Raw genomic sequence first — 25,184 nt, 5'->3', positions numbered from 1 at the left:
GAAAATCACCCGTCACGCCCCTCTCCGCACCCACCCCCTCCACCGCCCCCTCCCGCAGCGCGTCCCTCTCGCCTTGGGCGGGTGAGGGGAGGGGGGTGGTGGGGGTGGGTGGGTTGGTGCGGGTTGGGGGGTGGGGGTTGGGGGGTGGGTGGGGCGGTTTGGGGGTGGGGTGGTGCGGGTGGGTGTGCTGACCAGTGGAGGAGTAGCAGGCTGGCGAGGGCGGCGAGGGCGCACCAGGTGGAGATGAAGGCGAGGCGCCAGAGTAGGGCGCAGGCGAGGGCGCCTGTTGCGGTGAGGAGGCCGAGGCGGCGGAGTAGGTGGTCGGCGCTGAGGAGGAGGGAGCCGACGGTGGTGAGGAGGTAGCCGGTGAGTAGCAGGGCGGGGTGGGGGGCGGCGGTTCCGTAGTCGAGGGTGTGGCCGTGGCGGGTGGCCGTCACCGGGTGGGTGGCGACGGTGGCTGCGAGGGGCAGCGCCACTGCTGTGCCGAGCAGGGTGAGGAGGGCGAGCAGTCGGCGACGGGAGGGGCCGGCCGGGTGGCCGGGTTCGTGGGCCGCGCACCACACCCCGGCCGGTACCAGGACGGGCAGCAGCGGCAGGGCGATCACCGCCCAGGCGGTGCGGGCCGCCCCGGCGGGGCCGGCGGGTAGCTCACCGTCCGTGCCGAGCCAGACCAGGGATTCGACGAGCTGGTGCACGCCGAGGACCAGCGGGAGTGCGGCGAGCGGTAGGCGTTGCGGTCGGCCGGACCGTCGGGCGCGTACGAGGCAGGCCACGCCTACGCCCGCGACCACCGTGCCGGCCACGGCGTCCGCCTGGGCGCTCCAGCACATCGGTGGGCCTACTCGGTTCTGCGGTCCGGGTCGGTGTCACGGTCGGGGCCGTCGCCGCTGTCGGTGCTGCCGGACCGGTCCTCCGGTGGTGCGCCGATGGACTCCAGGGTTTCGCGGACGCTGCCGGGCATCGCGGGGTGCCGCCCGATCACGATCACCCCGATCACGATCGCCACCAGCCCGGCCGCCTGCCAGGCCAGGGCACCCGGGGTGACCCGCAGCCGGTCGCCGAGGAAGCCGACCGCACAGGCGATCCCGGAGAGCGGCTGGGCGGCGGTCAGCGCGGGGAGGGACATCCGCAGCGGGGCGGCCTCGAAGGCGCTCTGCACCAGCAGCAGCCCGATCACGCCCGCCGCCACCACCGCGTACGGCTGCCAGGTGCGCAGCACCACCGCCAGCCCGTCGTGGTCGAGGCGCTGGGTGGTGGTGCGGGTGAGCGCGTCCTGGAGGCCGTAGAGCAGTCCGGCGGCGAGGGCCAGCAGGGTGGCCTCCTCGAACAGCGGCAGCCGTCGGGCGAGTGCGACCAGGAGCAGGGTCAGCCCGGCCACCGTGCCGACCACCAGCCAGTGGCGCAGCTCCCCGGCGGCCGGGCCGCCGCCGGTCGGCCGCCCGGCCACGATGAACGACGTCACCCCCAGGCCGAGCAGCAGCACCCCGACCCAGCCGGAGCGGCCGAGGGTCTGACGGGTCAGCACCCGGGACAGCGCCATCGCGAAGATCAGGTTGGTCGCCAGCAGCGGCTCGACCAGGGACACCTCGCCCTGGTTGAGCGCGAGCGCGGACAGCAGCAGGCCGCTGACCATGAAACCGGTGCCGAGCAGCCACTCCGGCATCCGCATCAGGTCCAGCAGCAGGCGCCAGTGCAGCATGTCGGCACGGGGGGCCCGTTGCGCCGCGTGCTGCTGGAGGACGAAGCCGAGTCCCAGACAGCAGGCCGCGCTCAGAGCGAGGAGGAAGACCGCCACGGAGGGACCACCAGGTTGTCGCTGCCCCGCGCCGCGCCGGCGGCTCCGGGGAGGGACGGCGATCGCGGCGCGCTTCCGCCAGCGTACCGCCGGGGCGGCGGCCGGGCCGAGCGGACGCCGTGCGGCCGGATCGGAGCGGGCCCGGGCCACGCGCCCCGCGCTTGCCGCCACGGGCGGGGCGGGCGCACGCTGGTGTGAGCGGCCGCCACGGGCCCACCGCCCGGGTCGGCCGGGACCGGCGCGACGGGGGCCTGCGCCAGGAGGTGTGGCATGCACAACCAGTGGGACGTGGAGCTCAGCTTCGACGAAGACGGCGTGCACACGGTGTGCGACGCCAGGTTGACGGGCGCGCGGGCGCCGGGCCTGAGCGCGCACGGTGAGGCCGAGAAGAGTGCGGAGGACCGTCCGCTCGCCAGGATCGGCGAGGAGGTCGCGGCCTCCCGGGCCCTGGAGGAACTGTCCCGCAAGCTGCGGGCCCAGGCCAACGGGGAGATCGACGACGAGGGGCACCGCCCGGGCTACCTGATCTACTGAACTCGGCTGTGCCGTATCCGGCGCGGGCGCACGCACTGCGGCGCCTGGTCTTCAAGTTTGTTCCAGCGCAAGGGACTTGGGTGGCCGACGCCCGTGTCCAGCACGCGTCGGTTTCCGGCCGCAGGGTGTGCGCCATCACATGAGCCGCACTCACCTGCGACGCGTTCCTCGACGCCGTCCTGATCACCACCCGCCCCCGCTACGGCCAGCCCGGCTCTCACTCGAAGTTTCGGGCAGCGGTGAGGCCTTCGATGAAGGAGCGGAAGTCCGGGGCGAGGGCGAGTTCGGTGTCGAAGTCCGCATCGAACCAGGTAACGGAGGGTTCGTGGTGCCGGCCGCATGCCCGGTAGTCGAGCCCGATCCAACAGTGCCCGTCTCCCGAGAACAGCACCGACCCGGTTGGAAGGCCCCATTCCTTGACCAGGTACGGACTGTCGAGCAGGGAAATCGTTCCCTCGCGACGGCCGATGCCCAGCATGCTGTCGAAGGGGATGTGGTCGGTGCTCCAAGACGTCGGCCGGCTGGTGGGGAAGGCGTTCCAGTCGTCGGCGATCTCGCCGCCGTTCCGATGGCGCAGGAGGGCGAGCAGGGAGCCGGGAAGCGTGACGTCGAGCAGTCGCTGGGCCTCCACGATCGCCTGGTCGGTCAGCGCCGGCTGCACCGTGTACTCGCTACTGGTGTCCCACAGGGAGCGCTGGAGATCTTCGAAGCGTGCCATGGCCGGCATCGTAGGAGCGGTGTCCGACTGTTTCCCCCCACGGGGGAGGGCGGCTGGGTGCGCGCAGGAAGTCGGCATGGCCGACTTCTCGTGTGGGGTGGGGGCTCAGGGCTCAGGGGTGGGTGAGGAAGGTGAGGACCTGGGGGTTGACCTGGGCGGCGCCTGCGGTGGGGAGGGTGTGGTGGGAGGTGTCGGGGACGGTGGCGACGGTGGCGTGGGGGAGGGCGCGGAGGGTGGCCTCGGCGGTGCGGTGGGGGTTGTGGGTGCGGGTGTGGGCGGCGTAGAGGGCGAGTACCGGGGTGGTGAGGGTGCGGAGTCGGGCAGGGGTGGGGCGTGGGCCGGTGACGATGGGGGAGGCGGGGAAGTCGGCGTAGCCGAGGGCGTACAGCTCGCGCCAGTCGGGGTCGACGGCGGGGCCGGGGCCGGATTCCCAGTCGAGGTAGGAGCGGGCGCGGTCCGGGGTGCGGTGCGGGAGGAAGAGGGGGAGTGCACGTAGCAGGTAGCCGGGGCGGAAGCCCGTGAAGCACTGGGTGGGGTCGAGGAGGGCGAGGCGCCCGACCCGGGTGGGGGCGTGGAGCGTGTACTGGAGGGCGGTCCAGGCGCCGTAGGAGTGGCCGCAGAGGTCGGCCTCGCGGACGCCGAGCCCGTCGAGTACGGCGTCCAGCCAGCCGAGCAGGCCGGGGACGTCGCGCAGCGGGGTGCCGTCGTGGACGCTGCGCCCGGGGTCGCCGATCAGGTCGACGGCGAGGACGCGGTGGCCGGCCGCGGCCCAGGCACCGGCGTTGGCGAACCACATGGCGGAGGTGGCGCCGCCGCCGTGGAGGAGGACGAGGGGGCGGCCGTCGGCGGGGCCGCAGGCGTTGACGTGGGTGGTGCCGTGGGCGGTCCGGACGGTGAGGGGCTCGACCGGTACGGGCCAGCGGGCGAGGAGCTTGTCGTAGGCGGCGAGGAAGTTGTCGTAGGCGAGGAAGGGGGCGGTGCGGGCGGACATGAGGGGCCTCCGCGGGGTGTGGTGTGAGAGCGTGCGGGCAGGCGGGGATCGCCCGCCCACCGGATTGCTCGTTGGACAAGTATCTCGCTGAACGAGAGAATAATGGCACGGGAGTGCCCGAGGAAGGACGAGAGGGTGTCCGAACGTGAGGAGCCGATGCGGCTGGTCCACCTGCTGCGTGGTCTGACGGTCGAACTCGACCTGTTCGGGGCCGAGTTCGCGGCTCGCAGTGGACTTCACCCGACCGATCTGCGGGCGTTGATCCACCTGCTGGACGCGGCCCGGGCCGGGCAGGTGGTCACCCCGGGGCGGCTCGGTGAGGCGCTCCGGCTGAACTCGGCCGGGACCACTGGCCTGGTGGACCGGCTGGAGCGGCTCGGGCTGATCCGGCGCGAGCGCGACCCGCAGGACCGGCGCAGGGTGCGGCTGGTGGTGGAGGAGCGGGCGATGGAGCTCGGCGAGGGCTTCTTCGGCGGGCTGATCGGCGACCTGGTCGCGGCGATGGGCCGGTTTGACCCGGCGGAGCTGGCGACGGCCCGCCGCTTCCTGGAGGCGATGACCTCCGTGGTGGCCGCCGCCCGGCAGGACCCTCGGGGCCTGCCCTAGGCGGGGCCCAGGGTCCAGGTGATCAGCGAGAGGGTGCCCATCGACACCAGGGTCGACCAGAGCACGGTGTCCCGGGCCAGGTCGGTGCCCTGGCCGTACTCGCGGGCGTAGGTGTAGATGTTCTGCGCGGTCGGCAGGGCGGAGAACAGCACCACGGTGAGCAGCTGGTGGGTGGGCAGGTGGAGCACCGGGCCGGCCACGACCAGGGCGACGAGCGGCTGGACCAGGGTCTTGATCGCGACGGTCAGGCCGACCTCGGCGCGGCGTGAACGGCCTTCGGCCGCCGGGCGGTTGTGCAGCGACATGCCGAGCGCGACCAGGGCGGTCGGCACACCGGCGCCGCCGAGCAGGTCGGCGGAGTGGTGGAGTTCGGCGGGCAGCCGGAATCCGGTGGCCGAGGCCACGGCGCCGAGCGCGGTGGCGATCAGGATCGGGTTGCGCAGCGGCAGGGTGACCAGGGCCCGGCGGCCGGCCGCGCCGCTGTCCAGGACGGCCAGGACGGCCGGGGTGACCACCAGGATCTGGAAGAGGACCACCGGGCCGACGAAGGAGGCGTCGCCGACGACCTGCATGGTCACCGGGATGCCCAGGTTGGCGGAGTTGACGTACCCGGAGGCCATCGCGCCGATCGCCAGTTCGCCGCGCTTGCGGCGGAACAGCCGCCACCCGGCGAGCAGTCCGAGGCCGGTGGAGACGGTGGTGCCGGCCACGAAGGCGAGCATCGACGGGTTGGCGAAGTGCCCCAGCGGGGTGCGGGAGATCATCAGGAAGAGCGCGGCCGGCATGGCGACGTGGAAGACGAAGCGGGTCAGCACCAGCTCCGCCTGCGGTCCGAGCAGCCCGGCGCGGGCGACGACGTAGCCGACCGCGGTGAGGGCCCAGATCGGGGCGAAGGCGGACAGCAGCGGGTGGAGGTCTGGCATGGTTCCTCGGATCGCTCGGACGGGTCTGCCGGGTGCGGCGGGGATCGCCCGCCGGAGGGCCCCGGAACGCCGGTGCCGCCGAGAACCCCCCGTGGCAGTAAATCAGTGGCCGTCCGGGTGTTGATCAAGGGGCCCGGGTCCGGGGCGGGCCGCCGGCCGGTGGCCCGCGCCGGGAGGGCGGCGCGGGGGCGGGCCTACGATGAGCGGGTGGAGAACCAGTACCTGAGCCTGTCCGAGGTGGAGGCCGTCGCCCGCCGGGCCCACCAGGGGCAGGTGGACAAGAACGGGCACCCGTACGCCGAGCACATCGCGGCGGTCGCGGGCGGGACGGCGGCGCGGGGTGGCAGCGAGGCGCAGATCGCGGCGGGCTGGCTGCACGACGCCGTCGAGGACGACCGGCTGAGCCGGGAGTGGCTGGCGGGGGCCGCGCTGCCGGCCGAGACCAAGGCGATCGTGGACGCGCTCACCCGGCGGCCCGGGGAGCCGGTGGAGGCGTACACCGCGCGGATCCTGGCCACGCCGGGCGCGCTGCTGGTCAAGCGGGCGGACCTGGCGCACAACTCGGACCCGGCGCGGCTGGCCGCGCTGGACGGGGCGACCGCCGAGCGGCTGGCCGCCAAGTACGCGCGGATGCGGGAGCTGCTGGGGCTGACCGGGGAGCTCTGAGGACGCGAGCGGGGCGGGCGCGAGCCCAGGGGCGCGCGAACGCGCGGGAACGTACGGCAGAGCGGGAACGTACGGCAGGGCGGGAACGCACCGGAGGGCCCGGGCTCGCGCGGATCGCGCGGGCCCGGGCCCTCTCGGGTCACCCCGGTGGTCCCTGTCCGACCCCCGGGGTGAGGGGGGAGTGGTCAGGAGACGGGTGGAAGCTCGGTACGCCGGTGGTCGGGCGGCTTAGTACCAGTGGTGGGTCTGCCAGAAGGCCCAGGCGGCGTTCGGGCTGCCGTAGCGGGTGTTCATGTAGTCCAGCGCCCACTTGATCTGGGTGGCCGGGTTGGTCTTCCAGTCCGCGCCGGCGGAGGCCATCTTGGAGGCCGGCAGCGCCTGGCCCAGGCCGTACGAGCCCGAGCTCGGGTTGGTCGCGGTCACGTTCCAGCCGGACTCGTGGGAGATGATCTGGCTGAACGAGGCCAGCTGGTTCGCCGGGACGATCTGGGCGGCGATGGCCTGCGGGGAGGCGGTGGCGGCGTTCGCGGTGGCGGGCAGGACGCCCGCGCCCAGGGCGGTGAGACCAGCGGCGCCGGCGAGAATCGCGGCGGAAGTGCGCATACGGAGCTTGAAAGCGGGCATGTAGAACAGGACCTCAATCAGGTTGGGCCGAGTCGCGCCCCACCCAGGACCACGGGCCGGACAGGGGCCGTTGCGGTTGTGGGGCGCGACTCGGCGGTAAGCCGTCGACCGGCGGGACAGGAGCCGGTGCGGCTGACGACGAGAGCCATTGTTGCCAGACGGGATCGGCCGTCGCCAAGACCCCCTCGTTACGACGCACCGTCGTAGCCGCGACGGTGGCCGTGGATTCGAAGGGCGGCCCGGGCGGGGTGCTCCGACCGGGTCCGAGCTGGGCGGACGCCGGTCGGCCGGCCGGTGGTCCGGAGGGGCGGCGGGGGGTTCCAGGCCACCACTACCCGCCGTCGTAGCCGCGATTCGCCTGTGAGCGCACTCACCGTTTGAGGGGCGCGGCCGTCACCGGACGGTCCGGTCACAGCACTTTGGGTACTGACGATCTGTGCCCGGCGCCACAGGATTCGGTCACGGTCCGCAGCCGCCCCTTCGCCGGGCGCCACCGGAGGTCACCGAAGGTCGTCAAAAGCCGCCGGGGATCACCGAAGGTCGCCGAGACGGCGGTGCCGGAGCGCCCGGGCGGCGAGCCGGTCCGCCTCGCCGACGGTCGAGAGCTCGCCGAGCGCCCGCGCGACCGCCGCGCCCAGTCGCTCGCAGAAGGCCGCCGGCTCCTCGGCGGCGTCCGGCAGCTCGGGGACCACCTCGTCCACCAGGCCGACCGCCGCCAGCTGTCCGGCGCCGATGCCCTGGGCCCGGGCCAGCTCGGCGGCATGCGCGCCGTCCCGGTGCACGATCGCCGAGGCGCCCTCCGGTGGTAGCGGTGCCAGCCAGGCGTGCCCGGCGGCCAGCACCCGGTCGGCCGGGAGCAGTGCCAGCGCCCCGCCGCCGGACCCCTGGCCGAGCAGGACGGCGAGGACGGGGGTGCGTAGCGCCAGCAAGGTGGTCAGGCAGTGCGCGATCTCGACCGCGATCCCCTCCCGCTCGGCCCCGGCCGACAGCTCGGCGCCGGCCGTGTCCACCACGGTGACCAGCGGCAGGCCCAGTTGCTCGGCCAGTCGGGCGCTGCGCCGGACGGCCCGAAGGTCGGCGGCGGTGAAGGGGCGCTCGTGGTCGGCGCCCTGCCGCTGCTGGCCGACGACCAGGGCGGGGTGCCCGCCGAGCACGGCGAGGGCGCGGACCAGGGCGCCGTCGTGGCCGCCGGGGGCGTCGAGCAGGACCAGTTCCTGGGCGGTGCGGCGCAGCAGCTCGCGGGTGCCGGGGCGGTCGGGGCGGCGGGTGCGGCGGACGGAGTCCCAGGCGTCGGGGGGTGCGGCGGTGGCGGGGGACTCCGCCGGGGGAAGAGGGGTGCCCTTATAAGGAGGAGGGGTGGCCTTGTGAGGGGGAGGGACGGCCCCCAGGACGGCGAGGGTGCGGCGCAGCAGTTCGCGCAGTTCCTGCGGCGGGACCACGGCGTCCACCAGCCCCTGCCCGGCCAGGGCCTCGGCCCGCTGGACGTCCGGCGGCAGCTGTACGCCGCGCAGTTCCTCGTACACCCGGGGGCCGAGGAAGCCGAGCCGGGCGCCCGGCTCGGCGAGGACCAGCTGGCCGAGGGTGCCCCAGGAGGCGAAGACCCCGCCCATGGTCGGGTTGCGCAGGTAGCTGAGGTAGGGGAGGCCGGCCGCGCGGTGCGCCTGGACGGCGGCGGTGATGCGGAGCATGCAGAGGAAGGCCGCCGAGCCCTCCTGCATCCTGGTGCCGCCGGAGACCGGCAGGGCGATCAGCGGGAGGCGTTCGGCGGTGGCGCGCTCGACGGCCCGGGTGATCCGTTCGGCGGTGGCGACGCCGATCGAGCCGCCGAGGAAGCCGAACTCGGAGGCGATCAGGGCGACCGGCCGGCCGTCGATCAGGCCGCGGCCGGTGAGGACGGCCTCGTCCAGGCCGGTGCGGTCGCGGGCCCGGTCGAGCGCGGCGCGGTAGTCGGGGTCGGCGGTGGGGAGGGGCGGCGGTTCGTCCCAGCTGTGGAAGCCGCCCGGGTCGACCAGCAGGCCGATCAGCTGGTGGGCGGTCAGTGCGGCGGCCCTGGCGGTCCGCCCGCCGCCGTCCGTGCGCCCGCCGCCGTCCGTCCGTCCGCCGCCGCCCGTCTGCCCGCCGCCGTCAGTGCTCGCGTCCGTGCTCGCGCCCGTGTCCATGTCCACCCCGTCAGTGATCGTTCCGGTCCGGCACGGTCCGTCACTCTATGCGGCGCGGGCGGGGAGCTGTGGGAGTGCTGTGAAGGTGTGAGGAGCCCGACAGCGGCGCGGATGGAAGTTCGACGGCGGTCGACCCAAGGATGGTGCGGACGGTTCGTGGACGGCTTCGGCACACCGGCTCCGGAGGCTGGCGTACGGGTGAAGTCGCTTGTGGGACAAGGGAGTTACCCCTCGGTAAAAAGTTGACTCAAGCCTTCCGGAGTTGTCGGGGGACCGCCACACTGATGGACATGACCCGCACTCTACGCGCGTGGAAGACCCGCGCTGCCGCCATCACCGCTGTCGCCCTGATGACCCTCGCCCCCGTCGCCGTCGCCACCGAGGCGCACGCCGACGTGAGCGGCACGGTGTGCCTGTCCGCGCTCCCGCCGCAGGCCACCGACACCCTGAACCTGATCGCCGACGACGGGCCGTTCCCGTACTCGCAGGACGGCGTGGTCTTCCAGAACAGAGAGGGCGTCCTGCCGAGCCAGTCGTACGGGTACTACCACGAGTACACCGTCATCACCCCGGGCGCCCCGACCCGCGGCGCCCGCCGGATCATCACCGGCGAGGCCGCCCAGGAGGACTACTACACCGGCGACCACTACGCCACGTTCTCCCTGATCGACCAGACCTGTTGATCGAGTCCCGGTACGACCGTGGCCCGGCGGATCCCTCCGCCGGGCCACGGGCCCACCAGGAACCGGGTCACAGCTCGGACGGCCCCCAGCCGCTCACCGTCAGCTCGTCCCCCACCCGCACCGTGCCCGGGCGCAGCACGGCGAACTTGCTGCCGAGCGCCACCCCGCCGACCGCCGCCCGGCGGTACCGCGCCAGGGTGCGCAGCGGCTCCGGGCCCGCCTTGGCGCCGGTCGACTGGTCCACCAGCGTCACCGCGCAGCGGATCGCCAGCTTGGTGTAGCCGAACTCGGCGCCGCCGACGCGGAAGCGGCGCAGCAGGTCCTCGGTGTGCGGCTCCGGCCAGCCGTCCACCACCAGGTTCGGGCGGAACCGCTCCACCGGCAGCGGGTCGACGTCCTCATCAATGCGCGCGTTGAAGTCGTCCAGGGTCGCCCGGGACAGCAGGTGCATCGCGCTGCTGTCGGCGAAGCCCGACGTCCCCGGCGTCAGCCCGTCGGTCGCCCGGTCGTGCTCCGGCGGCACCCGGACCAGTCGGCTGGGCGCGCCCAGCACCCGGGACAGCCAGGCGGCCGCCTCGTCGCCCTGGTCGACGGCCGGGTACGGCACGCCGAACAGCTCGACCTTGCGCCGGGGGCCCGAGGTGTCCACGGCGAAGGCCACCGGCTGCACGCCGGGCGCGGACAGCGACAGCCGGGCACCGCCCTCCGCCACCGCCGGGCGGACGGTCGCCAGCAGCGGATCCCGCCGCTGGGAGCGGAACACGCCGTCCTGGTCCACCACCATGAACTCCCGGTCGTGCGCCAGCCCCGCCCCGGTCACCTCCGCCCGCTCCGTGCGCACCCCGGCGCAGCCCTTCACCGGGTAGTACCGCAACTCCGTCACCCTCGCCATGTCGCCCCCCGTGGTCCGCGGCCGCCCGGGCCGCTCTTCTCCTCGCCCCCGTAGGGTAGTTGCACGGCAGGTGCGGGCCGGCCCGGCCGTCGTGCCGGTGAACGCCCGGCGGCCGTGCGGTTGCTAGGGTCTGCCCATGGCACCGAGCAGCGCGAACCCCCCGGGACGGCTCCGGCGCGACGCGCAGCGCAACCGGGACCAGCTGCTCGCCGCCGCCCGCGAGATGTTCTCCCGGCACGGCCTCGACGTCCCGCTGGACCAGATCGCCAAGGAGGCCGGGGTCGGCAACGCCACCCTCTACCGGCACTTCCCGACCCGCGAGGCGCTGATCGCCGAGGTCTTCGCGGACGCCGGGGCCGGACTGGCCGAAGCCGGGCGGGAGGCGCTCGCCGCCGAGGACGCCTGGACCGGTCTGGAGGGCTACTTCGAGCGGATCTTCGCCCTGGTCGCCGCCGACCGCGGCATCAACGACCTGGTCACCCAGGCCATTCCGGTCATCCCCGGCATGATCGAGATCAGTCGCGGGCACGCCGCCACCGTCGGCACCCTGATCGCCCGGGCCCAGGAACAGGGCACCATGCGGCGCGACGTGGTCGCCATGGACCTGCTCTTCCTGCTCGGCCCGCTCTGCCGCGCCCTGCCCGCCGCCACCGAGCTGCGCCCGGACCTCTGGCGCCGCTTCCTCGCCCTGCTGCTGGACGGGTTCCGCGCGCGGGCCGCCCACCCGCTGCCCGTTCCGCCGATCGGCGAGGAGCTCCTGGATCGGATGTTCGCCGACCTGTGGGAGGCCGAGGCGCCGGAGGCCTGACGTCCGTCGGTCATCGGTCGTCCGTCGTCGGCCGTGGGCATCAGGGAGGCGTACGGAACACCGGGTGGCGCGTCAGGGCCGTGTCAACGGGTGCGGGTGGGCGTGGGCGGGCCGCTTTGCTGGGGTGATCCGCCCGGGGGCGGCGGCGCGGACGGAGAGGCGGGGCGGGCGATGACGGACACGGGTACGGGCGACGGCCGGATCGTGGTCGGCGTCAGCGGTTCGCTCGGCAGCCTCGCCGCCCTGCACCACGCGGTGGCCGAGGCCCGGCGGACGGACGTCGAGGTGCTGGCGGTGCTGTGCTGGACCCCGCCGGGGGAGGAGCTCGGGTACCGCCGCTCGGTCTGCCCGCCGGTGGTCGGCGCCGGCCGGGACGCCGCCGTCGCCCGGTTGCGGAAGGCACTCGACGAGGCCTTCGCCGGGCGGTACACCGGAGCCCGGCTGCGCTGCCAGGCCGTGCGCGGCGAGACCGCCCACACCCTGCTGCGCTGCGCGGACCGGCCGGGGGACGTCCTGGTGCTCGGCGCCGGACGGGACCGGGGCTGCCTCTCCCGGCTGGTCCGGCCGTCGGTCACCGCTTACTGCGTCCGGCACGCGACCTGCCCGGTGCTCACCGTGCCGCGCCCGCCCCTGCAGCGGGACTTGGAGGCGCTGGAGCGCGGTTACGGCCTGCGGGACCTGGTGGCAGGAAACTAGCGGGCAGAGTAAGGCCGTTGGGCGCGGATGAGGGCGCTGTGACGGTCACCCTCCTGGGCCCGCCCGCCGGAGCGTCTAACCGAGCCCGGCCGCCCGGGCGAGGAGTGCGGCGGTCCGCCGGCCGGCCGCCAGGGTGGCCGGGTCGGTGGCGGGCAGGCAGCGGTTGGCCCCGGGGTCGTAGGCGGTCATCACCACCCCGGCGTGGTCGGTGGGGAGTTCGAGCAGTTCGGCGCCCGGCACCACCGCGTGCAGCTGACGGGTCAGCTCGGCGGGTACCACCTCGTCCGCGGTGCCCAGCACCAGCAGGACCGGCACCGGGGACGGGCCCGCCGCCAGGTGGTCGAGCGGGACGTCCCCGGTGGTGACCGCCGGGCGGCCGTACGCGGAGGCCATGCCGACGGCGGCGGTGGGACGCAGCTCGGCCGGGGTGTCCGGGTGGGTGGCCACGGCCACGGCCTCCCGGCCGCCGAGCGACCAGCCGGCCAGTACGAAGCGGTCCGGATCCCCGCCGTACGCCGCCGCGTTGCGCCGGGCGAAGGCCAGCGAGGCGAGCAGGTCGGCGCGGCCGCCGTCCGCCCGGTCGGGGCGCCAGTCCGGGACGAGGACCAGCAGGCCGAGCCCGGCGGCCTCCCGGGCGAGGGTGTGCAGCACGTCGCGCTCGTCGGGGCCCGAGCCGTGCCAGAGCAGCACGACGGGGGCGGGCCCGGAGCCGGCGGCGGTGGGGCGGTGGACGTCCAACAGCCGTCCGTCCGCGTACGGAACGGCCTCCGGTCGCGCGGTCGTCATGCCGGGTTCGCCTCCGATTCGGTGGGTGGTCACGGGGCTGCTACTGTACTTCCTGTCGCGAGGGAGATGATCTCTCGTCAGGCGTCAGCGGTGCTACCAGAGCACGTCCTACTTTCAGTAGGAAGAGTCCGTGCGATCCGGGCCTGGCGCTCCACGGTCGGACCGGGTCCGGCACCTTCACGGGTGCCGGGCCCCGTTCGCGTTTTCGCTTGCGGGGAGCGGGAGTTCAGGACGGCTGGCGGTCGGAGCCCAGTTCGCGGGAGATCCGCAGGCCGACCTGGGCGACGACCGGGCCGAGGGCGCGGACCCGGGCGGCCGTCATCCGGGAGGTGAGGCCGGAGACGGACAGGGCCGCCGTGACCTCGCCGGTGTGGTCGAAGATCGGCGCGGCCACGCAGCGCACCTCGGGTTCGTTCTCCCGGTCGTCGATCGAGTAGCCGCGGGCGCGGATCCGGGCGAGGTCGGCGCGCAGCCGCGGCTCGTCCGCGATGGTCCAGGCGGTGACCGGGCGCAGGCCGGCCGCGACGACCTCGGTGACCGCCTCCTCGGGCAGCCAGGCGAGGATCGCCTTCCCCGTGGCGGTGCAGTAGGCGGGCGCCCGGCTGCCGACCCGGGAGGCCATCCGGACGTTGGTCTCGTCCTCGACCTTGTCCAGGTAGACGATCCCGGGTGCCTGCCAGACGGTCAGGTGGACGGTCTCACCGGCCTCGCGCTGGAGCCGGCGCAGGTGTTCGGCGGCGACGCTGCGCAGGTCGAGGGTGGTCAGGTAGGCCTGGCCGAGCCGGAGCGAGCCGTGGCCGAGGCGGAACCAGCCGGTCTCGCGGTCCCGTTCGAGCAGGTGCTCGTCGAGCAGTGGGCCGGCCAGCCGGAGCACGGTGCTCTTGTTGAGGCCCAGGGCGTCGGCGAGTTGGGCGAGCGGCACGCCGCGCCCGTCGCCGTGGTCCCGGACGTGGCCGAGGACGGCGAGTGCGCGGCGCAGCGAGGAGGACTGGTTGCGCTCGGTCGTGGGCTTCGACGCGGGCGCGGCCGCCGTCGTGGGCTGCTGGGGCGACGTCTCCGTCATGGGTGCGTTTCCCTGGTCCGGGTTCTGCTGGCGTGGCCCCGCACGCCGGCGGGGGTGGTCAGAACGTACCCCTTCGGGCCCGGATCACCGCATCCTCGATACAACGTTGTGCAGTGCAAAACTTCGTGAACCGCCTCTTGTTGGGCCCGATCGCCCGCGCCTAACGTCCCTGCCATCGAGCAGGCGGCGTCGCCCACCCGAGGCGCTGCGCCCTGCCGTCACCCCCACCACTTCACCCACCACCGGCCCCGGTCAGGGCCTGCTTCGACGCGCCCGTCCCCCGGCGGAGCGCGTCCTTGCGGCAGCTGTCGGGAGGGGAGGTCTCCACCCATGCGACTCACCAGTCGGGCCGCCGCGGCCGTCGTGCTCGCCGTCGGCTGCCTCGCCGCCACCGCCTGTGCCCCGGGCACCGCGGCGCCGGCCGGCGGCAGGGCCGCCGACGACCGCACCGGCACCCTCCAGGTGTGGCTGTACAACGAGGCGGGCAATGCGGCCAAGGAGGCCGTGGTGGCCAAGGCCGTCAACGAGTTCCAGGCCTCCCACCAGGGCGTCACCGTGAAGGTCGGCTACATCGACACCGACGCCTCGGCCCGCGCCGCCAAGATGAAGGGCGCCTTCAACGACCCCAACAGCGCGCCCGACCTGGTCGAGTTCGGCAACACCGACCTGCCCGGCTACGTCGCCGCCGGCGGACTGGCCGAGATCGGCGCCGAGTTGGACCGGTGGCAGGCCAAGGGCGACCTCGACCCGGCGATCGCCGGGACCGCGGTGGTCGACGGCAGGACCTACGGCCTGCCCTGGTGGGTCGGCGTGCGCGCCCTGTACTACCGCACCGACCTGTTCACCGAGGCCGGGCTCAACCCGCCCGCCTCGTACGCCGAACTGGTCGCGGCCGGGCAGCGGATCCACGCCGCGCACCCGGACACCTTCGGCATCGCGGTCGGCGGCAGGTACACCTACGGCGCGCTGCCCTTCGTCTGGGACGCGGGCGGCGACATCGCCGCGAAGAACGGCACGGCCTTCAAGGCCGCCATCGACTCGCCCGCCGCGCAGGCCGGGATCAAGCGCTACACCGACCTGTTCGGGCCGGACGGCTGCCCCGCCCAGCAGTGCGCGGACCTGACCGGCGGCAGGACCGTCGACCTGTTCGCGGCCGGGAAGTCGGCGATGGCGATCCTGGTCAACTCCAACCGCAGCAAGGTGGACGCGGGCGCGGTCAAGGGAAAGTACGGTGTGGTGCCGCTGCCCGGGGAGAAGGCCGGCTCGATCGCCCCCGCCTTCGCCGGCGGCAACCACCTCGGGGTGATGAAGGCGGCCAAGCACCGCACGCTGGCGGTGGAGTTCGCCGAGCTGCTGGCGAGCCCGGCGTACCAGGAGCAGATGTACGACGCGATGGGCAACCTGCCGACGCTCAGGTCGGTCAGCGCCGAGGTCGGGGCGAAGGACGCCTTCCTCAAGCCGTTCACCGACACCATCGCGGCCGGCACCCGCTTCGTGCCGCTGGACCAGGCGTGGGCGCAGATCGACGCCCAGGCGGTGATCCCGACCATGCTGCAGCAGGTGGTCACGGGCAAGGCGGACGTGGCCAAGGCCTCCGCCGACGCCGCGGCGCAGATCAACTCGGCCTTCGCCGCGCACTGACCCGCCGAGCAGAGAGCAGGTCCCGCACGTGTCCGCATCCACCACGACCGCCCCGTCGGCGCCGGCCTCCCCGCAGCGACGCCGTGGGGGCAGGGCGCCGGCCGCACCCCCGGGCGGCCGGCGCCGACGGCCCCCGCTGCTGCTGCTCCTGCCGGCCGCGGTCATCCTGGTCCCGCTGGTGGCCTACCCGATCTACCAGCTCGGGCTGTTGTCCGTGCTGGACTTCGGGCAGGCCCAGGCCTCCGGCGGCGTCCCGACCTCCTTCGTCGGCCTCGGCAACTACGCGAGGATCCTGGCGGACGGCCAGTTCTGGACGGTGCTGGTGCAGACCGTCGGCTTCGCCGCCTTCTGCGTGGTCGCCACCCTGGCCGTCGGCGCGACCCTCGCGGTGCTGCTGACCAGGGTCGGCCGCTGGCCGCGGCTGGTGCTGACCACGGCGGCGACGGCCGCCTGGGCGGCGCCCGCGATGACCGGTTCGACGGTGTGGAGCTTCCTGTTCGACACCAACCTGGGGCTGGTCAACCACACCCTGGTGAGGCTCGGGCTGAGCGGCTTCCACGAGTTCAACTGGTTCTACGACAAGTGGACGGCGTTCCTGATCGTCGGCGCCGTGGTGGTGTGGCACTCCTACCCGTTCGTGATGGTCACCCTCTACGCGGGCATCCGGGCCATCCCGGAGGAGGTGATGGAGGCCGCCGCCCTGGACGGCGCCGGCACCTGGACCACCTTCCGCCGGATCACCGCGCCGATGCTGCGGCCGATCCTGACCATCGTGGTGATCCAGTCGGTGATCTGGAACTTCAAGGTCTTCACCCAGATCTACGTGATGACCGAGGGCGGCGGCATCGCCGGCCAGAACCTGGTGCTCAACGTGTACGCGTACCAGAAGGCCTTCGCCTCCTCGCAGTACGGGCTGGGCGCGGCGATCGGCGTGATCATGCTGCTGATCCTGGTGGTCCCGACAATTCTGTACATCCGCAGCCTGCGACGGACGGGGAACGAGCTGTGAACGCCCTGCGCAACCCCCGCGGCCGGTGGCGGCTCGCGGCGAACAGCGGTGCCGTGCTGCTGGGCGTGGTCACCGCCTTCCCGATCTTCTGGATGGTGCTCTCGGCCTTCAAGCCCAAGGGCGAGGTGCAGTCGCTGGACCCGAGGCCGTGGACCGCCCACCCGACGCTGGACAGCTTCCGGCAGGTGCTCAGCGTGGACGGCTTCGGCCGGTACTTCGTGAACAGCCTGGTGGTCGCGCTGTCGGTGGTGGTGCTGTCGGCGGTGGTGGTCTTCCTGGCCGCCGTGGCGGTGACCCGGTTCAGGTTCCGGTTCCGCACCACGATCATGGTGATGTTCCTGATCGCCCAGATGATCCCGGTCGAGGCGCTGACCATCCCGCTGTTCTTCATGTTCCGCGACGCCGGCCGGTTCGCACCGGGCATCGGGCTGAACACCCTGGCCTCGCTGGTGCTGGTGCAGTTGGCGTTCTCGCTGCCGTTCGGGATCTGGATGATGCGCGGCTTCGTCGCGGCCGTGCCGGTCTCGATCGAGGAGGCCGCGCAGCTCGACGGCGCGAGCCGGACCCGCATCCTGTGGCGGATCCTGCTGCCGCTGGTGGCCCCGGGGCTCGCCGCGACCAGCGTGTTCTCCTTCATCGCGGCGTGGAACGACTTCGTCTTCGCGAAGACCTTCATCATCAGCGCCACCCAGAACCAGACGCTGCCCTCCGCGCTGCTGGTGTTCTTCAAGCCGGACGAGAACGACTGGGGCGGGATCATGGCGGCGTCCACGCTGATGACGGTGCCGGTGCTGGTGTTCTTCGTCGCGGTGCAGCGCAGGCTGGTGTCCGGGCTGGCGGGCGCGGTCAAGGACTGACGGGCGAGGGGTGGCTCGCCGGGGCGGCGCTCAGGCGACCCCGTACGGGCGGAACTGGATGCTGATCCGCGGGCCGACCGGGCGGGCGGTCTTCGGGATCGCGTGCTCCCAGGTGCGCTGGCAGGAGCCACCCATCACCACCAGGTCCCCGTGGCCGAGCGGCCGGCGGACGACGGCGCCGCCGCCGTTGCGCGGCCGCAGCGCGAGGACGCGCGGCTCGCCCACGGAGAGGATCGCCACCATGGTGTCCTCCCGGGCGCCGCGCCCGATCCGGTCGCCGTGCCAGGCCACGCTGTCCCGGCCGTCCCGGTAGTAGCAGAGCCCGAGGGTGCGGAAGGGCTCGCCCAGCTCCGCCGCGTAGTGCCGGCTCAGCTCCGCCCGGGCCAGGCCGAGGACGGGGTGCGGCGGTTCGGCGTCGGCGCCGTAGGAGGCGAGCAGCCGGGGGACGTCGACGGTGCGCTCGTACATCTCGCGCCGCTCGGCCCGCCAGGGGACGTCCGCGGCCAGCTGTTCGAACAGCCGGTCGGCGCCGTGCAGCCAGCCGGGCAGCACGTCCAGCCAGGCGCCGTCGCCGAGGAGCAGGCGCTGGACGCCGTCGAGCGGGCCGAGCCGGGGGTCGGCGGCTTCTTCGAACAGCGAGGGCTGGAGGTGGACGGTGCCGTGCATGGGACCAGCGTACGCCGCGAATCGAACAGGTGCGCGAATATGTCGGGCGTGGTCTTCGGAGAACCCGTGCAGGCCACCCGGCTCACCGGGCCGCCCCGGCCGCAGACCGCGGTGACCATCGAGCCCGCGCCGCCACGGCAGCGGTCCTCGCTGCTGCTCAGCGCCTACGGCCTGAGCCCGGCGCAGACCAGGGTCGCCACCCTCGTGCTGCGCGGCCGCTCCACCCGCGAGATCTCGGCCGAGCTGTGCATCTCGGCCAATACCGTGCAGGAGCACCTGACCGCGGTCTTCGACCGGCTGGGCGTCCGCAGCCGCCGGGAACTGGTCGCGCTGGCGCTGGCGGGGAACGGCTGAGCAACGCCCCCGGGGCCCGTCCCGTGTCGCGCGCCCGGCGGGATCCGCCGGACGGGATCTAGCCTGTCGTCATGGCGGTCAACGGGTTCGGGGTCACCGAGTTCCAGCTCTTCCTGCTACGACGGATGGCCGACTACCACCCCGAGTTGGTCGAGGATGCGGTGCGGCGGCTCGGCGCCACCCGGGCCTCGATGCGGGAGGCGAACAAGCGCTGGCAGGCGATGGTCCGGGCGCCCCGGTTCCCGCGCGGCGGCGCCCGGTACGCCGCGGTGCTGGGGCCGGCGGAGGTGAGCCTGCCCCGGCGGATCGGCGACCTCGCCTGCACGGCCCGGCAGTGGGTGCTGCCGCTCTGGCCGGAGCTGCGCTTCGAGGTGCTGCTGGGGCCGGCGGAGATCGGTGCGCCGGTGCTGAACGAGTGGCTGGTCCGCGCGCCGGGAGCCCCCGGGCCCGAACTGCGGACGGTGGCCGACCTGGCCCCCTGGGGCTGCGTGGTGGGCGACGTGGGGGAGGCGTTCCCGGGGGCCGTGCCGCGCGAGGGGAGTGCGCCGACCCGCTTCCGGCTCGACTTCGCGGCGCCGGGCGCGGACGGGCGGACGGTCGCCTGGACGGCCGACTTCACCTGGGGGCTGCTCCAGGAAGTCCGAGCGATGCAAGGCGATATTCAGTGAATGCCTTCGATTTGCAGGTTGGCGCGGCGATGTGGAAGCATAATCGCAGACACTGGATAGGCTTCACATCGGAAAGCGAAGGATCATGTCGGACGGCGCCCGCGTCATCGTCGGAGTCAGCGGCTCCCTGCACAGCGTGACCGCCCTGCACCGGGCGGCGGAGGAGGCCCGGGCCCGACAGGCCGTCCTCGTCCCGGTGCTGGCCTGGACCCCGGTCGGCGGCGAGCGCAGCTACCGCGCCCGGCCCTGCCCGCCGCTGCTCCGCGCCTGGCAGGACGCCGCCGGAGCCCGGCTGGAGAGCGCGCTCGGCCAGGCCTTCGGCGGCCTGCCGATCGGCCTGCCGGTGCAGCCGCTGGTGATGCGCGGCGAGGCCGGCCCGGTGCTGACCGCGCTGGCCGACCGGCCCGGCGACCTGCTGGTGATCAGCGCCGGCCGGCACGGCTCACTGCGCGGCCGCCTGCGCCGACTGCTGCGCGGCTCGGTCGCCCGCTACTGCCTCGACCACGCGCGCGGCGGCGTGCTCGTCGTCCCGCCGTCCACCCTGCACGACGACCTGCGCGCCCTGCACCGCGGCGACATCGACCTGCGGGAGCTCATCGCGGCCTGACGTCCCATCAACTACCGTGCACGGTCGGGCCGTCATCCCCCGTGCACGGTACGGCCGCCGACCACCGTACGCAGCGGCAGCAGCCCGCGCAGTCCCGCCGTCGGGCAGTGCAGCGGATCGACCGGCCACAGCGTCAGGTCGGCGAGCGCCCCCGGCCGCAGGCTGCCGCGCTCGGCCTCCTCGCCGGTCAGCCGGGCGGCGTTCACGGTGTGCAGCGCGATCGCCTCGGCCCGTCCGATCGCGTGCTCGGGGCCGACCACCCCGGCCGTGGTGCCCCGGGTCGTCATGCCCCACACCGACAGCATCGCGCCGTACGGGCCGACCGGGAAGTCCGAGCCGGCCGACAGCTGCGCTCCCTCGTCCAGCCACTCGCGCAGCGGGAACAGCGCGGCGGTGCGCTCCGCGCCCCAGGCCCGCTGCTGGGTGAGCGCGCCGTCGTGCAGCAGCGGGTGCTGCACCGTCACCGGGATCCCCAGCGCGACCGCCCGGGCCCGCTGGTCGGCCCGGGCCAGCCCGCCGTGCTCGACCACGAGCGTTCCCGGCGGCAGCCCCGGGTGGCGCTTCACCACCTGCTCGAAGACGTCCAGCAGCACCCGCAGCCCGCGGTCGCCCCAGGCGTGCACGCCCACCCGCCAGCCGCGCCCGACCACCCGCTCGACCGCGGCCAGCAGCTCGGCCGGCTCCCAGAGCAGCCGCCCGTGGTAGCAGGGCTGTCCCTGGTACGGCTGCTCCAGGGCGCCCGCCTCGAAGCCGCCGTCGATGCCGAACTTGACGCCCCACAGCCGCAGTCGGGCGTCGTCCCGGCCGTCCGCGCGCCAGCCGTCCATCCGGTCCAGCAGGGCGTCCACCTGCGCGGGGGTGCGGGCCGCGAAGCCGGAGACCAGGGCCCGGACCCGGACGGCGAGCGCCCCCGCGGCCCGGGCCGCGTCCAGTACGTCGAGGTCCTCGACCGGGACGAGGCAGTCGCGCACCGTCCCGATCCCGGTGGCCGCGTAGTCGGCGGCGGCCGCGCGCAGGCCCTCGATCCGCTCGGCGAGGGTCGGCCTCGGCAGTACCCGTTCGACCGCCTCGATCGCCCGGTTGATCAGCCGTCCGGTCAGCCGCCCCCGCTCGTCCCGCTCGATCACCCCGCCGTCCGGGGCCTCGGTGGACTCGTCGATCCCGGCCAGTCGCAGCGCGGCCGAGTTGAGCACCATGTTGTACGCGCCGCGGCGCACCAGCACCGGGTGGGCGGCGGTGGCGGCGTCCAACTCCTCGGTGGTGGGCAGTCGTTGCTCGGTGAGCAGCACCTCCTGCCAGTTGACCGTGGTGACGATCCACTCCCCGGCGGGGGTGCGGGCGGCCCGCTCGCGGATCAGCGCCAGGAAGCCGTCGAGGTCCCGGGCCCGGTGCACCGGGACGCCGTGGACGCTGTGCCCGGCCAGGATCAGATGGGTGTGGGTGTCGTCGAAGGCGGGCAGCGCCGTCGCGCCCGGGGCGTCCACCACCTCGGTGTCCGGCCCGACCAGGCTGTCCAGACCGGTCGGTTCGGCGGCGAGGGCGGTGATCCGGCCGCCGGTGACGGCGATCGCCCGCTGCGGCGCCTCGCCCGGGACGAGGGTGTGCACGGCGGCGGCGCGGATCAGCAGATCGGCGGGGGCGGGGGTCCGCTCCGGGGTGGTCATGGCAGCTCCTGGGGGTGGGACAGTCCGGTGACCTTCTCGACGTAGCGCAGGCTCGGCTCGGCGAGCAGCCCGTGCACCTCGCTGAACACCGCGCGGGCCGGTACGGCGTTCCAGTGGTCGGGCAGCAGTGGCGCGGGCAGCCCGGGGTCGAGGTACGGCAGCCGGCGCCACTGGGTGAGCATCGGCACGTAGTCCCGGAAGGCCTCGACCGGGTCGATCCGCTCCCGCCCGCGCACCTGCTCGGCGACCGGGCGCCAGGCGTCGGTGAAGGCCGCGTACTGCGCCTCGATCGCCGGGAGGTCCCACCAAGTCGCCACCGCCGTACGGAGTTCGGCGAAGCCGGCGTACTCGGCGGAGAGGAAGAGGTGGACGTAGGCGCTCAGGCCGAGGCGTTCCAGCAGCCGGCGGGCGTCCGGCAGCAGCCGGGCGGGGGCCAGCCAGACGCCGGGGGCGGCGTTGCCGAAGCCGAGCCAGCTCAGCCGGGAGCGCAGCTGGTGGCGGTGGGCGCGTTCGGACTCCGGCACCGAGAAGACCGCCACCACCCAGCCGTCGGCGAGTTCGGCGGGTTCCAGGCTGTGGAAGATCCGGCGGTCGCCCTCGTCGAACACCGGGCCCATCGCGGGGGCCAGCCGGTAGCCGGTGCCCGAGCGGCGCTCCTGGAGCAGGGTGCCGGCCTTCTTCAGGCGGGAGATGGCCGAGCGGACGGCCGGGCCGTCGACGTCCAGCTCGGCCATCAGCGCGATCAGGTCGGCGATCGATATCCAGCCGCCGAGGCGGCGGACGAACTCGCCGTAGACGGTGTTGATCAGGGAGCTGGGCCGGGTCGTGCTCTCCGGCATCTGCGGGCCCTCCTCCCCGACGGCTGGTGGTGATCATAGCGACGCCACCGCGGGTCGGGTGGGCCGGTGGTGGGTCGGGCGTGCGGGTGGGGCGTTGGTCCGGTCGGGCTCAGGCGTACGCGCCGGAGAGCAGGTGCCCGGCGCCGGGGGCGAAGGCGGGCAGGCCGAGCGCCCGGAGCAACTGGTGGGTGGTGCAGATCGCCGCCGAGACCACCGGCTTGCCGAGCAGCTGCTCGGCCTCCTCGACGGCGGACAGCGAGGGCATCTGGACGCAGGCGGAGAGCACCACGGCGTCCGCGTCGCCGTGTGCCAGGCCCTTGGCGATCCCGGGCAGCCGGGCCGGGTCGTGGGCGGCCACGTCGAGGTTGTCGGCGATCTCCAGCGCGGCGTGGTCCAGCACCTCGATGCCCTCCCCGCCGAGGTAGTCGACCACCGTCGCGGCCAGCGGGCGCAGGTACGGGGTGACCATCGCGACCTTCCGCGCACCGAGCGCCCGCAGCCCGGCGACCAGGGCGCCGGCGCTGGTCACCACGGGCGCGGGCGCGCCGTTCTCGACGGTGCGGCGGTGCAGCCGCTGCTCGGCCTCGCGGTGGTAGCCGGGGCCGGCGGCCATCACCGCGACCAGGCAGGCGTAGCCGATCACGTCGACCCGGGCGTCCGAGAGCTCGGCGGCGCAGCGGTCGGACTCGCCGTCCATGGCGCGCAGTTGCTCGGGGGTGACCTTCGTCATCCGCATCCGGCTGGAGTGGAAGGTGAACCGTTCCGGGGCGACCGCCTCGCGGGCCCGCAGCAGGGCCGGGACTTCGGTCTCCATGGTGACGTTGGAGCTCGGGACGATCTGGCCGATCCGGTAGGTGGTCATCTGCGCCGGACTCCTCTCAGCGGGCGTCGATCACGGGGTTGGCGAGGGTGCCGATCCGCTCGATGGTGGCCTCGACCAGGTCTCCGGGCTGCAGGAACTGCGGCGGGACCATGCCGGCGCCGACCCCGGAGGGGGAGCCGGTGGCGATGACGTCGCCCGGTTCCAGGGTCATCCCGGCGGAGATGTCGGCGATCAGCCGGGCGATGCCGAACAGCATGTGGCGGGTGTTGGAGTCCTGCCGCAGTTCGCCGTTGACCCGCAGCGAGAGGTCGAGCTGCTGCGGGTCGGGGATCTCGTCGGCGGTGACCACGACCGGGCCGAACGGCGCGTAGCTGTCCTGGCCCTTGGAGAAGAACCACTGCCCGCTGCGGCGCTGGTCGCGGGCGCTGATGTCGTTGACGATGCTGTAGCCGAACACGTGCCGCCAGGCGTCCGCCTCGCTCACCCGGAACGCGGGCTCGCCGATCACCACGGCGAGTTCGCACTCCCAGTCGAGCTGCTTGGTGAGGTCGGCGTTGTGCAGGATGGGTTGGCCGGGGCCGGTGACGGCGGTGGCCGGCTTGCCGAACAGCACCGGGCGGTCCGGGAGTTCACGCTCGGTGTCCAGGGTGCGGTGCGACTCGGCCACGTGCTCCACGTAGTTGAGGCCGACCCCGACGATCTTGCCGGGGCGCAGCGGGGCGCACAGCGAGACCTCGGCCAGCGGCCGGGTGGCCGGCGTCCCGGCGGTCAGGGCGCGGGCGGTGGCCAGGGCCGGTTCGCCCGCCCGGATCAACCCCAGGAGGTCGTCGGGGAGTTCGACGCCGGCGCCGGTGGCGAGGGCGGTCAGGTCGGCGACCCGGTCGCCGTCGGTGCGGGCACCGAGCCGGGGGGTGGGGTCGCCGTCGGCGCGGTAGGTCAGCAGCTGCATCGGGTGGACTCTCCTGTTACGGGGTGGTGGGGTCGGTGGTGTCGGTGGTGTCCTGGTGCCCGTCGTGGGCCGGGTGGGCCTCCTCGCGGTAGAGGCCGAGGGAGTGCATCACCGGGAAGTCGTTGAAGGAGAACAGGCAGGCGTCCTCGCCCTGGTCGAGGTTCTCGTGCTCGTGCCAGGCCCAGGACGGTACGACGAAGATGTCGCCCTGCTGCCACTCGAAGCGCTGCCCGGCGATCACCGAGACGCCCCGGCCCTTGGCGGCGGTGTAGACCACCGAGCCGGTGTGCCGGTGGGCGCGGGTGGCCTGGCCGGGGCGGAGCAGCTGGAGGTGGGCGGACATGGTGGGCATCACCGAGCCGCCGGTGACCGGGTTGGTGTACTCCATGATCACGCCGTCGTACGGGGATCCCTCGGTGGCGCGGGCCAGTTGGCACAGCGCGTGGTAGCTGGGACCCCAGGGCCAGCCGAGCAGCGGCGAGTAAGGGCGGGTCCACTTCTCGACGCCGTACGGGAGCAGGTTGCCGCCGTAGCTGAGCAGCGAGGAGTTCGGGACCGGGCCGGGGCGCTGGTAGAGGTCCGGGTGGACTTCGTAGAAGTTGGCGTCGAGGGTGTTGACCAGCGGGATGTCCAGGCCGTCCTGCCAGATCACCGGGTTGTCCTCGGCCTCGTTGCCGTGCTCGTGCCAGGTGCCGTTGGGGGTGATCGCGAAGTCGCGCGGGCCGACCCGGAGCTTCTGGCCGTCGACGATCGTCCAGGCGCCGGTGCCCTCGTGGACGAAGCGCAGGGCGGAGGCCTGGTGGCGGTGCGCGGTCATCGCCTCGCCGGGGCCCATGATCTGCAGGCCGGTGTACAACAGGCCGACAGCGGCGCTGAGTTCGCGGCGGCCGGGGTTGACCAGCATCACCACCCGGCGGCCCGCGTCGTCGGCCTTCACCAGCGGGAGGGCCTTGCGGACCAGCGGGCGCAGGTCGGCGTAGCGCCAGAGCACCGGGACGGACTTCGGCTGCGGGTACCAGGGTTCGATCTCGTTCGCCACCGTCCACAGGGCGCCGGCCTCGTGCTTGGCCAACTCCTCGTAGTAGGCCAGGAGTTCGGGGCTGTCGTGGACGCGGGCCCGGCCGATCCGGCCGTCGTCGTAGCTGCCTTCGGTGCTCATGGCT

28 protein-coding genes are annotated in these 25,184 nt (G+C 74.0%); 12 read left to right on the top strand and 16 right to left on the bottom strand.

Features of this window, described 5'->3' with window-relative positions; translation table 11 throughout:
* Positions 1-5: 5 nt before the first annotated feature.
* The gene (locus tag ACIQWA_RS20395) at positions 6-830 is read right to left on the bottom strand and encodes a DUF6629 family protein (protein ID WP_402484280.1); all 825 of its coding nucleotides are present in this window, start codon (positions 828-830) and stop codon (positions 6-8) included.
* An 8-nt stretch (positions 831-838) separates the two neighbouring features.
* Positions 839-1,795 (bottom strand): DMT family transporter, encoded by a 957-nt coding sequence (locus ACIQWA_RS20390; RefSeq protein ID WP_402484278.1) that lies wholly within the window; start codon positions 1,793-1,795, stop codon positions 839-841.
* A 270-nt stretch (positions 1,796-2,065) separates the two neighbouring features.
* Here ACIQWA_RS20390 and ACIQWA_RS20385 point away from each other — a divergent pair, with 270 nt between their 5' ends.
* Complete coding sequence (locus tag ACIQWA_RS20385; protein WP_360246192.1) at positions 2,066-2,329, top strand: dsRBD fold-containing protein; 264 nt, start codon at positions 2,066-2,068, stop codon at positions 2,327-2,329.
* A gap of 217 nt (positions 2,330-2,546) precedes the next feature.
* Here the strand turns inward: ACIQWA_RS20385 and ACIQWA_RS20380 are convergent, their stop codons facing one another.
* Both ACIQWA_RS20380 and ACIQWA_RS20375 read right to left on the bottom strand, forming a co-directional pair.
* Complete coding sequence (locus ACIQWA_RS20380; protein WP_402484276.1) at positions 2,547-3,047, bottom strand: SMI1/KNR4 family protein; 501 nt, start codon at positions 3,045-3,047, stop codon at positions 2,547-2,549.
* 112 nt (positions 3,048-3,159) lie between these two features.
* On the bottom strand, positions 3,160-4,038 hold the full coding sequence (locus ACIQWA_RS20375; protein ID WP_402484274.1) for an alpha/beta fold hydrolase: 879 nt from the start codon (positions 4,036-4,038) through the stop codon (positions 3,160-3,162).
* Positions 4,039-4,194: 156 nt separating this feature from the next.
* Here ACIQWA_RS20375 and ACIQWA_RS20370 point away from each other — a divergent pair, with 156 nt between their 5' ends.
* On the top strand, positions 4,195-4,644 hold the full coding sequence (locus ACIQWA_RS20370) for a MarR family winged helix-turn-helix transcriptional regulator (RefSeq protein ID WP_402484305.1): 450 nt from the start codon (positions 4,195-4,197) through the stop codon (positions 4,642-4,644).
* On the opposite strand, the gene ACIQWA_RS20365 is transcribed toward ACIQWA_RS20370, so the two are convergent.
* Entirely contained in the window at positions 4,641-5,567 is a 927-nt protein-coding gene (locus ACIQWA_RS20365) for an AEC family transporter (protein WP_402484272.1), read from the bottom strand. The genes ACIQWA_RS20370 and ACIQWA_RS20365 overlap by 4 nt on opposite strands.
* A 207-nt stretch (positions 5,568-5,774) precedes the next feature.
* On the opposite strand from ACIQWA_RS20365, the gene ACIQWA_RS20360 reads away from it, so the two are divergent.
* Positions 5,775-6,233, top strand: coding sequence for an HD domain-containing protein (locus ACIQWA_RS20360; protein ID WP_402484270.1), 459 nt, complete (start codon positions 5,775-5,777; stop codon positions 6,231-6,233).
* 228 nt (positions 6,234-6,461) lie between these two features.
* Here ACIQWA_RS20360 and ACIQWA_RS20355 read toward each other — a convergent pair whose 3' ends face one another.
* Complete coding sequence (locus tag ACIQWA_RS20355) at positions 6,462-6,836, bottom strand: transglycosylase SLT domain-containing protein (RefSeq protein ID WP_402484268.1); 375 nt, start codon at positions 6,834-6,836, stop codon at positions 6,462-6,464.
* A 551-nt stretch (positions 6,837-7,387) separates the two neighbouring features.
* Positions 7,388-9,016: a carboxyl transferase domain-containing protein gene (locus tag ACIQWA_RS20350; protein WP_402484303.1), complete on the bottom strand. Its 1,629-nt coding sequence runs from the start codon at positions 9,014-9,016 to the stop codon at positions 7,388-7,390.
* A gap of 290 nt (positions 9,017-9,306) precedes the next feature.
* Between ACIQWA_RS20350 and ACIQWA_RS20345 the strand changes: the two genes are divergently transcribed.
* Positions 9,307-9,699: a ribonuclease gene (locus ACIQWA_RS20345; protein WP_402484266.1), complete on the top strand. Its 393-nt coding sequence runs from the start codon at positions 9,307-9,309 to the stop codon at positions 9,697-9,699.
* 67 nt (positions 9,700-9,766) lie between these two features.
* On the opposite strand, the gene ACIQWA_RS20340 is transcribed toward ACIQWA_RS20345, so the two are convergent.
* A complete protein-coding gene (locus ACIQWA_RS20340) occupies positions 9,767-10,591 on the bottom strand; it encodes an MOSC domain-containing protein (protein ID WP_402484264.1) in 825 nt (274 codons plus the stop codon).
* 136 nt (positions 10,592-10,727) lie between these two features.
* Here ACIQWA_RS20340 and ACIQWA_RS20335 point away from each other — a divergent pair, with 136 nt between their 5' ends.
* Together ACIQWA_RS20335 and ACIQWA_RS20330 are read left to right on the top strand one after the other, a co-directional pair.
* Positions 10,728-11,399, top strand: coding sequence for a TetR/AcrR family transcriptional regulator (locus ACIQWA_RS20335; protein WP_402484262.1), 672 nt, complete (start codon positions 10,728-10,730; stop codon positions 11,397-11,399).
* A 171-nt stretch (positions 11,400-11,570) separates the two neighbouring features.
* The gene (locus tag ACIQWA_RS20330) at positions 11,571-12,095 is read left to right on the top strand and encodes a universal stress protein (protein WP_402484260.1); all 525 of its coding nucleotides are present in this window, start codon (positions 11,571-11,573) and stop codon (positions 12,093-12,095) included.
* 75 nt (positions 12,096-12,170) lie between these two features.
* On the opposite strand, the gene ACIQWA_RS20325 is transcribed toward ACIQWA_RS20330, so the two are convergent.
* Positions 12,171-12,881, bottom strand: coding sequence for an alpha/beta hydrolase (locus tag ACIQWA_RS20325; RefSeq protein WP_402484258.1), 711 nt, complete (start codon positions 12,879-12,881; stop codon positions 12,171-12,173).
* A 226-nt stretch (positions 12,882-13,107) separates the two neighbouring features.
* Positions 13,108-13,944, bottom strand: a complete 837-nt coding sequence (locus ACIQWA_RS20320; RefSeq protein WP_360237191.1) for an IclR family transcriptional regulator — start codon at positions 13,942-13,944, stop codon at positions 13,108-13,110.
* A 330-nt stretch (positions 13,945-14,274) separates the two neighbouring features.
* On the opposite strand from ACIQWA_RS20320, the gene ACIQWA_RS20315 reads away from it, so the two are divergent.
* Genes ACIQWA_RS20315 through ACIQWA_RS20305 form a run of 3 tightly spaced genes read left to right on the top strand, consistent with a single transcriptional unit; the run spans position 14,275 to position 17,451 of the window.
* Positions 14,275-15,585, top strand: coding sequence for an extracellular solute-binding protein (locus ACIQWA_RS20315; protein WP_402484256.1), 1,311 nt, complete (start codon positions 14,275-14,277; stop codon positions 15,583-15,585).
* Between the two features lie 28 nt (positions 15,586-15,613).
* Positions 15,614-16,594 carry a carbohydrate ABC transporter permease gene (locus ACIQWA_RS20310; protein ID WP_402484254.1) on the top strand — a complete coding sequence of 327 codons (981 nt, stop codon included), beginning with the start codon at positions 15,614-15,616 and terminating at the stop codon, positions 16,592-16,594.
* Positions 16,591-17,451, top strand: coding sequence for a carbohydrate ABC transporter permease (locus tag ACIQWA_RS20305; protein WP_402484252.1), 861 nt, complete (start codon positions 16,591-16,593; stop codon positions 17,449-17,451). Before ACIQWA_RS20310 ends, ACIQWA_RS20305 begins: the two co-directional genes overlap by 4 nt.
* Positions 17,452-17,481: 30 nt before the next feature.
* Here ACIQWA_RS20305 and ACIQWA_RS20300 read toward each other — a convergent pair whose 3' ends face one another.
* Positions 17,482-18,117, bottom strand: coding sequence for an alpha-ketoglutarate-dependent dioxygenase AlkB (locus ACIQWA_RS20300; protein WP_402484250.1), 636 nt, complete (start codon positions 18,115-18,117; stop codon positions 17,482-17,484).
* A 48-nt stretch (positions 18,118-18,165) separates the two neighbouring features.
* Between ACIQWA_RS20300 and ACIQWA_RS20295 the strand changes: the two genes are divergently transcribed.
* The 3 genes from ACIQWA_RS20295 (at position 18,166) to ACIQWA_RS20285 (ending at position 19,746) form a co-directional block, all read left to right on the top strand.
* A complete protein-coding gene (locus ACIQWA_RS20295) occupies positions 18,166-18,471 on the top strand; it encodes a helix-turn-helix transcriptional regulator (protein ID WP_402484248.1) in 306 nt (101 codons plus the stop codon).
* Between the two features lie 71 nt (positions 18,472-18,542).
* Positions 18,543-19,139 carry a hypothetical protein gene (locus ACIQWA_RS20290; protein ID WP_402484246.1) on the top strand — a complete coding sequence of 199 codons (597 nt, stop codon included), beginning with the start codon at positions 18,543-18,545 and terminating at the stop codon, positions 19,137-19,139.
* 85 nt (positions 19,140-19,224) lie between these two features.
* Positions 19,225-19,746 carry a universal stress protein gene (locus tag ACIQWA_RS20285; RefSeq protein WP_402484244.1) on the top strand — a complete coding sequence of 174 codons (522 nt, stop codon included), beginning with the start codon at positions 19,225-19,227 and terminating at the stop codon, positions 19,744-19,746.
* A gap of 32 nt (positions 19,747-19,778) precedes the next feature.
* Here ACIQWA_RS20285 and ACIQWA_RS20280 read toward each other — a convergent pair whose 3' ends face one another.
* The 5 genes from ACIQWA_RS20280 to ACIQWA_RS20260 all read right to left on the bottom strand — a co-directional run bounded on the left by ACIQWA_RS20280 (position 19,779) and on the right by ACIQWA_RS20260 (position 25,180).
* Positions 19,779-21,410, bottom strand: coding sequence for an amidohydrolase (locus ACIQWA_RS20280; protein WP_402484242.1), 1,632 nt, complete (start codon positions 21,408-21,410; stop codon positions 19,779-19,781).
* The gene (locus ACIQWA_RS20275) at positions 21,407-22,249 is read right to left on the bottom strand and encodes a PaaX family transcriptional regulator C-terminal domain-containing protein (protein WP_402484240.1); all 843 of its coding nucleotides are present in this window, start codon (positions 22,247-22,249) and stop codon (positions 21,407-21,409) included. The genes ACIQWA_RS20280 and ACIQWA_RS20275 overlap by 4 nt, the downstream gene beginning before the upstream one ends.
* 109 nt (positions 22,250-22,358) lie before the next feature.
* On the bottom strand, positions 22,359-23,111 hold the full coding sequence (locus ACIQWA_RS20270) for an Asp/Glu racemase (RefSeq protein WP_402484238.1): 753 nt from the start codon (positions 23,109-23,111) through the stop codon (positions 22,359-22,361).
* Positions 23,112-23,127: 16 nt separating this feature from the next.
* Positions 23,128-24,021: a fumarylacetoacetate hydrolase family protein gene (locus tag ACIQWA_RS20265; protein WP_360237167.1), complete on the bottom strand. Its 894-nt coding sequence runs from the start codon at positions 24,019-24,021 to the stop codon at positions 23,128-23,130.
* Between the two features lie 16 nt (positions 24,022-24,037).
* Positions 24,038-25,180, bottom strand: coding sequence for a cupin domain-containing protein (locus ACIQWA_RS20260; protein ID WP_402484236.1), 1,143 nt, complete (start codon positions 25,178-25,180; stop codon positions 24,038-24,040).
* Between the last annotated feature and the right edge of the window lie 4 nt (positions 25,181-25,184).

Source organism: Kitasatospora sp. NPDC098652 (assembly GCF_044760155.1).
GTDB lineage: Bacteria > Actinomycetota > Actinomycetes > Streptomycetales > Streptomycetaceae > Kitasatospora.
This window is presented reverse-complemented; position numbering and strand designations above follow the sequence as displayed.

Excerpts from the sequence above, each read along its gene's own strand:
- ACIQWA_RS20395 (WP_402484280.1), bottom strand. The coding sequence starts at position 830 with ATGTGCTGGAGCGCCCAGGCGGACGCCGTGGCCGGCACGGTGGTCGCG.
- ACIQWA_RS20385 (WP_360246192.1), top strand. The coding sequence starts at position 2,066 with ATGCACAACCAGTGGGACGTGGAGCTCAGCTTCGACGAAGACGGCGTG.
- ACIQWA_RS20380 (WP_402484276.1), bottom strand. The coding sequence starts at position 3,047 with ATGGCACGCTTCGAAGATCTCCAGCGCTCCCTGTGGGACACCAGTAGC.
- ACIQWA_RS20375 (WP_402484274.1), bottom strand. The coding sequence starts at position 4,038 with ATGTCCGCCCGCACCGCCCCCTTCCTCGCCTACGACAACTTCCTCGCC.
- ACIQWA_RS20370 (WP_402484305.1), top strand. The coding sequence starts at position 4,195 with ATGCGGCTGGTCCACCTGCTGCGTGGTCTGACGGTCGAACTCGACCTG.
- ACIQWA_RS20365 (WP_402484272.1), bottom strand. The coding sequence starts at position 5,567 with ATGCCAGACCTCCACCCGCTGCTGTCCGCCTTCGCCCCGATCTGGGCC.
- ACIQWA_RS20355 (WP_402484268.1), bottom strand. The coding sequence starts at position 6,836 with ATGCGCACTTCCGCCGCGATTCTCGCCGGCGCCGCTGGTCTCACCGCC.
- ACIQWA_RS20350 (WP_402484303.1), bottom strand. The coding sequence starts at position 9,016 with ATGGACACGGGCGCGAGCACGGACGCGAGCACTGACGGCGGCGGGCAG.
- ACIQWA_RS20345 (WP_402484266.1), top strand. The coding sequence starts at position 9,307 with ATGACCCGCACTCTACGCGCGTGGAAGACCCGCGCTGCCGCCATCACC.
- ACIQWA_RS20340 (WP_402484264.1), bottom strand. The coding sequence starts at position 10,591 with ATGGCGAGGGTGACGGAGTTGCGGTACTACCCGGTGAAGGGCTGCGCC.
- ACIQWA_RS20335 (WP_402484262.1), top strand. The coding sequence starts at position 10,728 with ATGGCACCGAGCAGCGCGAACCCCCCGGGACGGCTCCGGCGCGACGCG.
- ACIQWA_RS20330 (WP_402484260.1), top strand. The coding sequence starts at position 11,571 with ATGACGGACACGGGTACGGGCGACGGCCGGATCGTGGTCGGCGTCAGC.
- ACIQWA_RS20325 (WP_402484258.1), bottom strand. The coding sequence starts at position 12,881 with ATGACGACCGCGCGACCGGAGGCCGTTCCGTACGCGGACGGACGGCTG.
- ACIQWA_RS20320 (WP_360237191.1), bottom strand. The coding sequence starts at position 13,944 with ATGACGGAGACGTCGCCCCAGCAGCCCACGACGGCGGCCGCGCCCGCG.
- ACIQWA_RS20315 (WP_402484256.1), top strand. The coding sequence starts at position 14,275 with ATGCGACTCACCAGTCGGGCCGCCGCGGCCGTCGTGCTCGCCGTCGGC.
- ACIQWA_RS20300 (WP_402484250.1), bottom strand. The coding sequence starts at position 18,117 with ATGCACGGCACCGTCCACCTCCAGCCCTCGCTGTTCGAAGAAGCCGCC.
- ACIQWA_RS20290 (WP_402484246.1), top strand. The coding sequence starts at position 18,543 with ATGGCGGTCAACGGGTTCGGGGTCACCGAGTTCCAGCTCTTCCTGCTA.
- ACIQWA_RS20285 (WP_402484244.1), top strand. The coding sequence starts at position 19,225 with ATGTCGGACGGCGCCCGCGTCATCGTCGGAGTCAGCGGCTCCCTGCAC.
- ACIQWA_RS20280 (WP_402484242.1), bottom strand. The coding sequence starts at position 21,410 with ATGACCACCCCGGAGCGGACCCCCGCCCCCGCCGATCTGCTGATCCGC.
- ACIQWA_RS20275 (WP_402484240.1), bottom strand. The coding sequence starts at position 22,249 with ATGCCGGAGAGCACGACCCGGCCCAGCTCCCTGATCAACACCGTCTAC.
- ACIQWA_RS20270 (WP_402484238.1), bottom strand. The coding sequence starts at position 23,111 with ATGACCACCTACCGGATCGGCCAGATCGTCCCGAGCTCCAACGTCACC.
- ACIQWA_RS20265 (WP_360237167.1), bottom strand. The coding sequence starts at position 24,021 with ATGCAGCTGCTGACCTACCGCGCCGACGGCGACCCCACCCCCCGGCTC.
- ACIQWA_RS20260 (WP_402484236.1), bottom strand. The coding sequence starts at position 25,180 with ATGAGCACCGAAGGCAGCTACGACGACGGCCGGATCGGCCGGGCCCGC.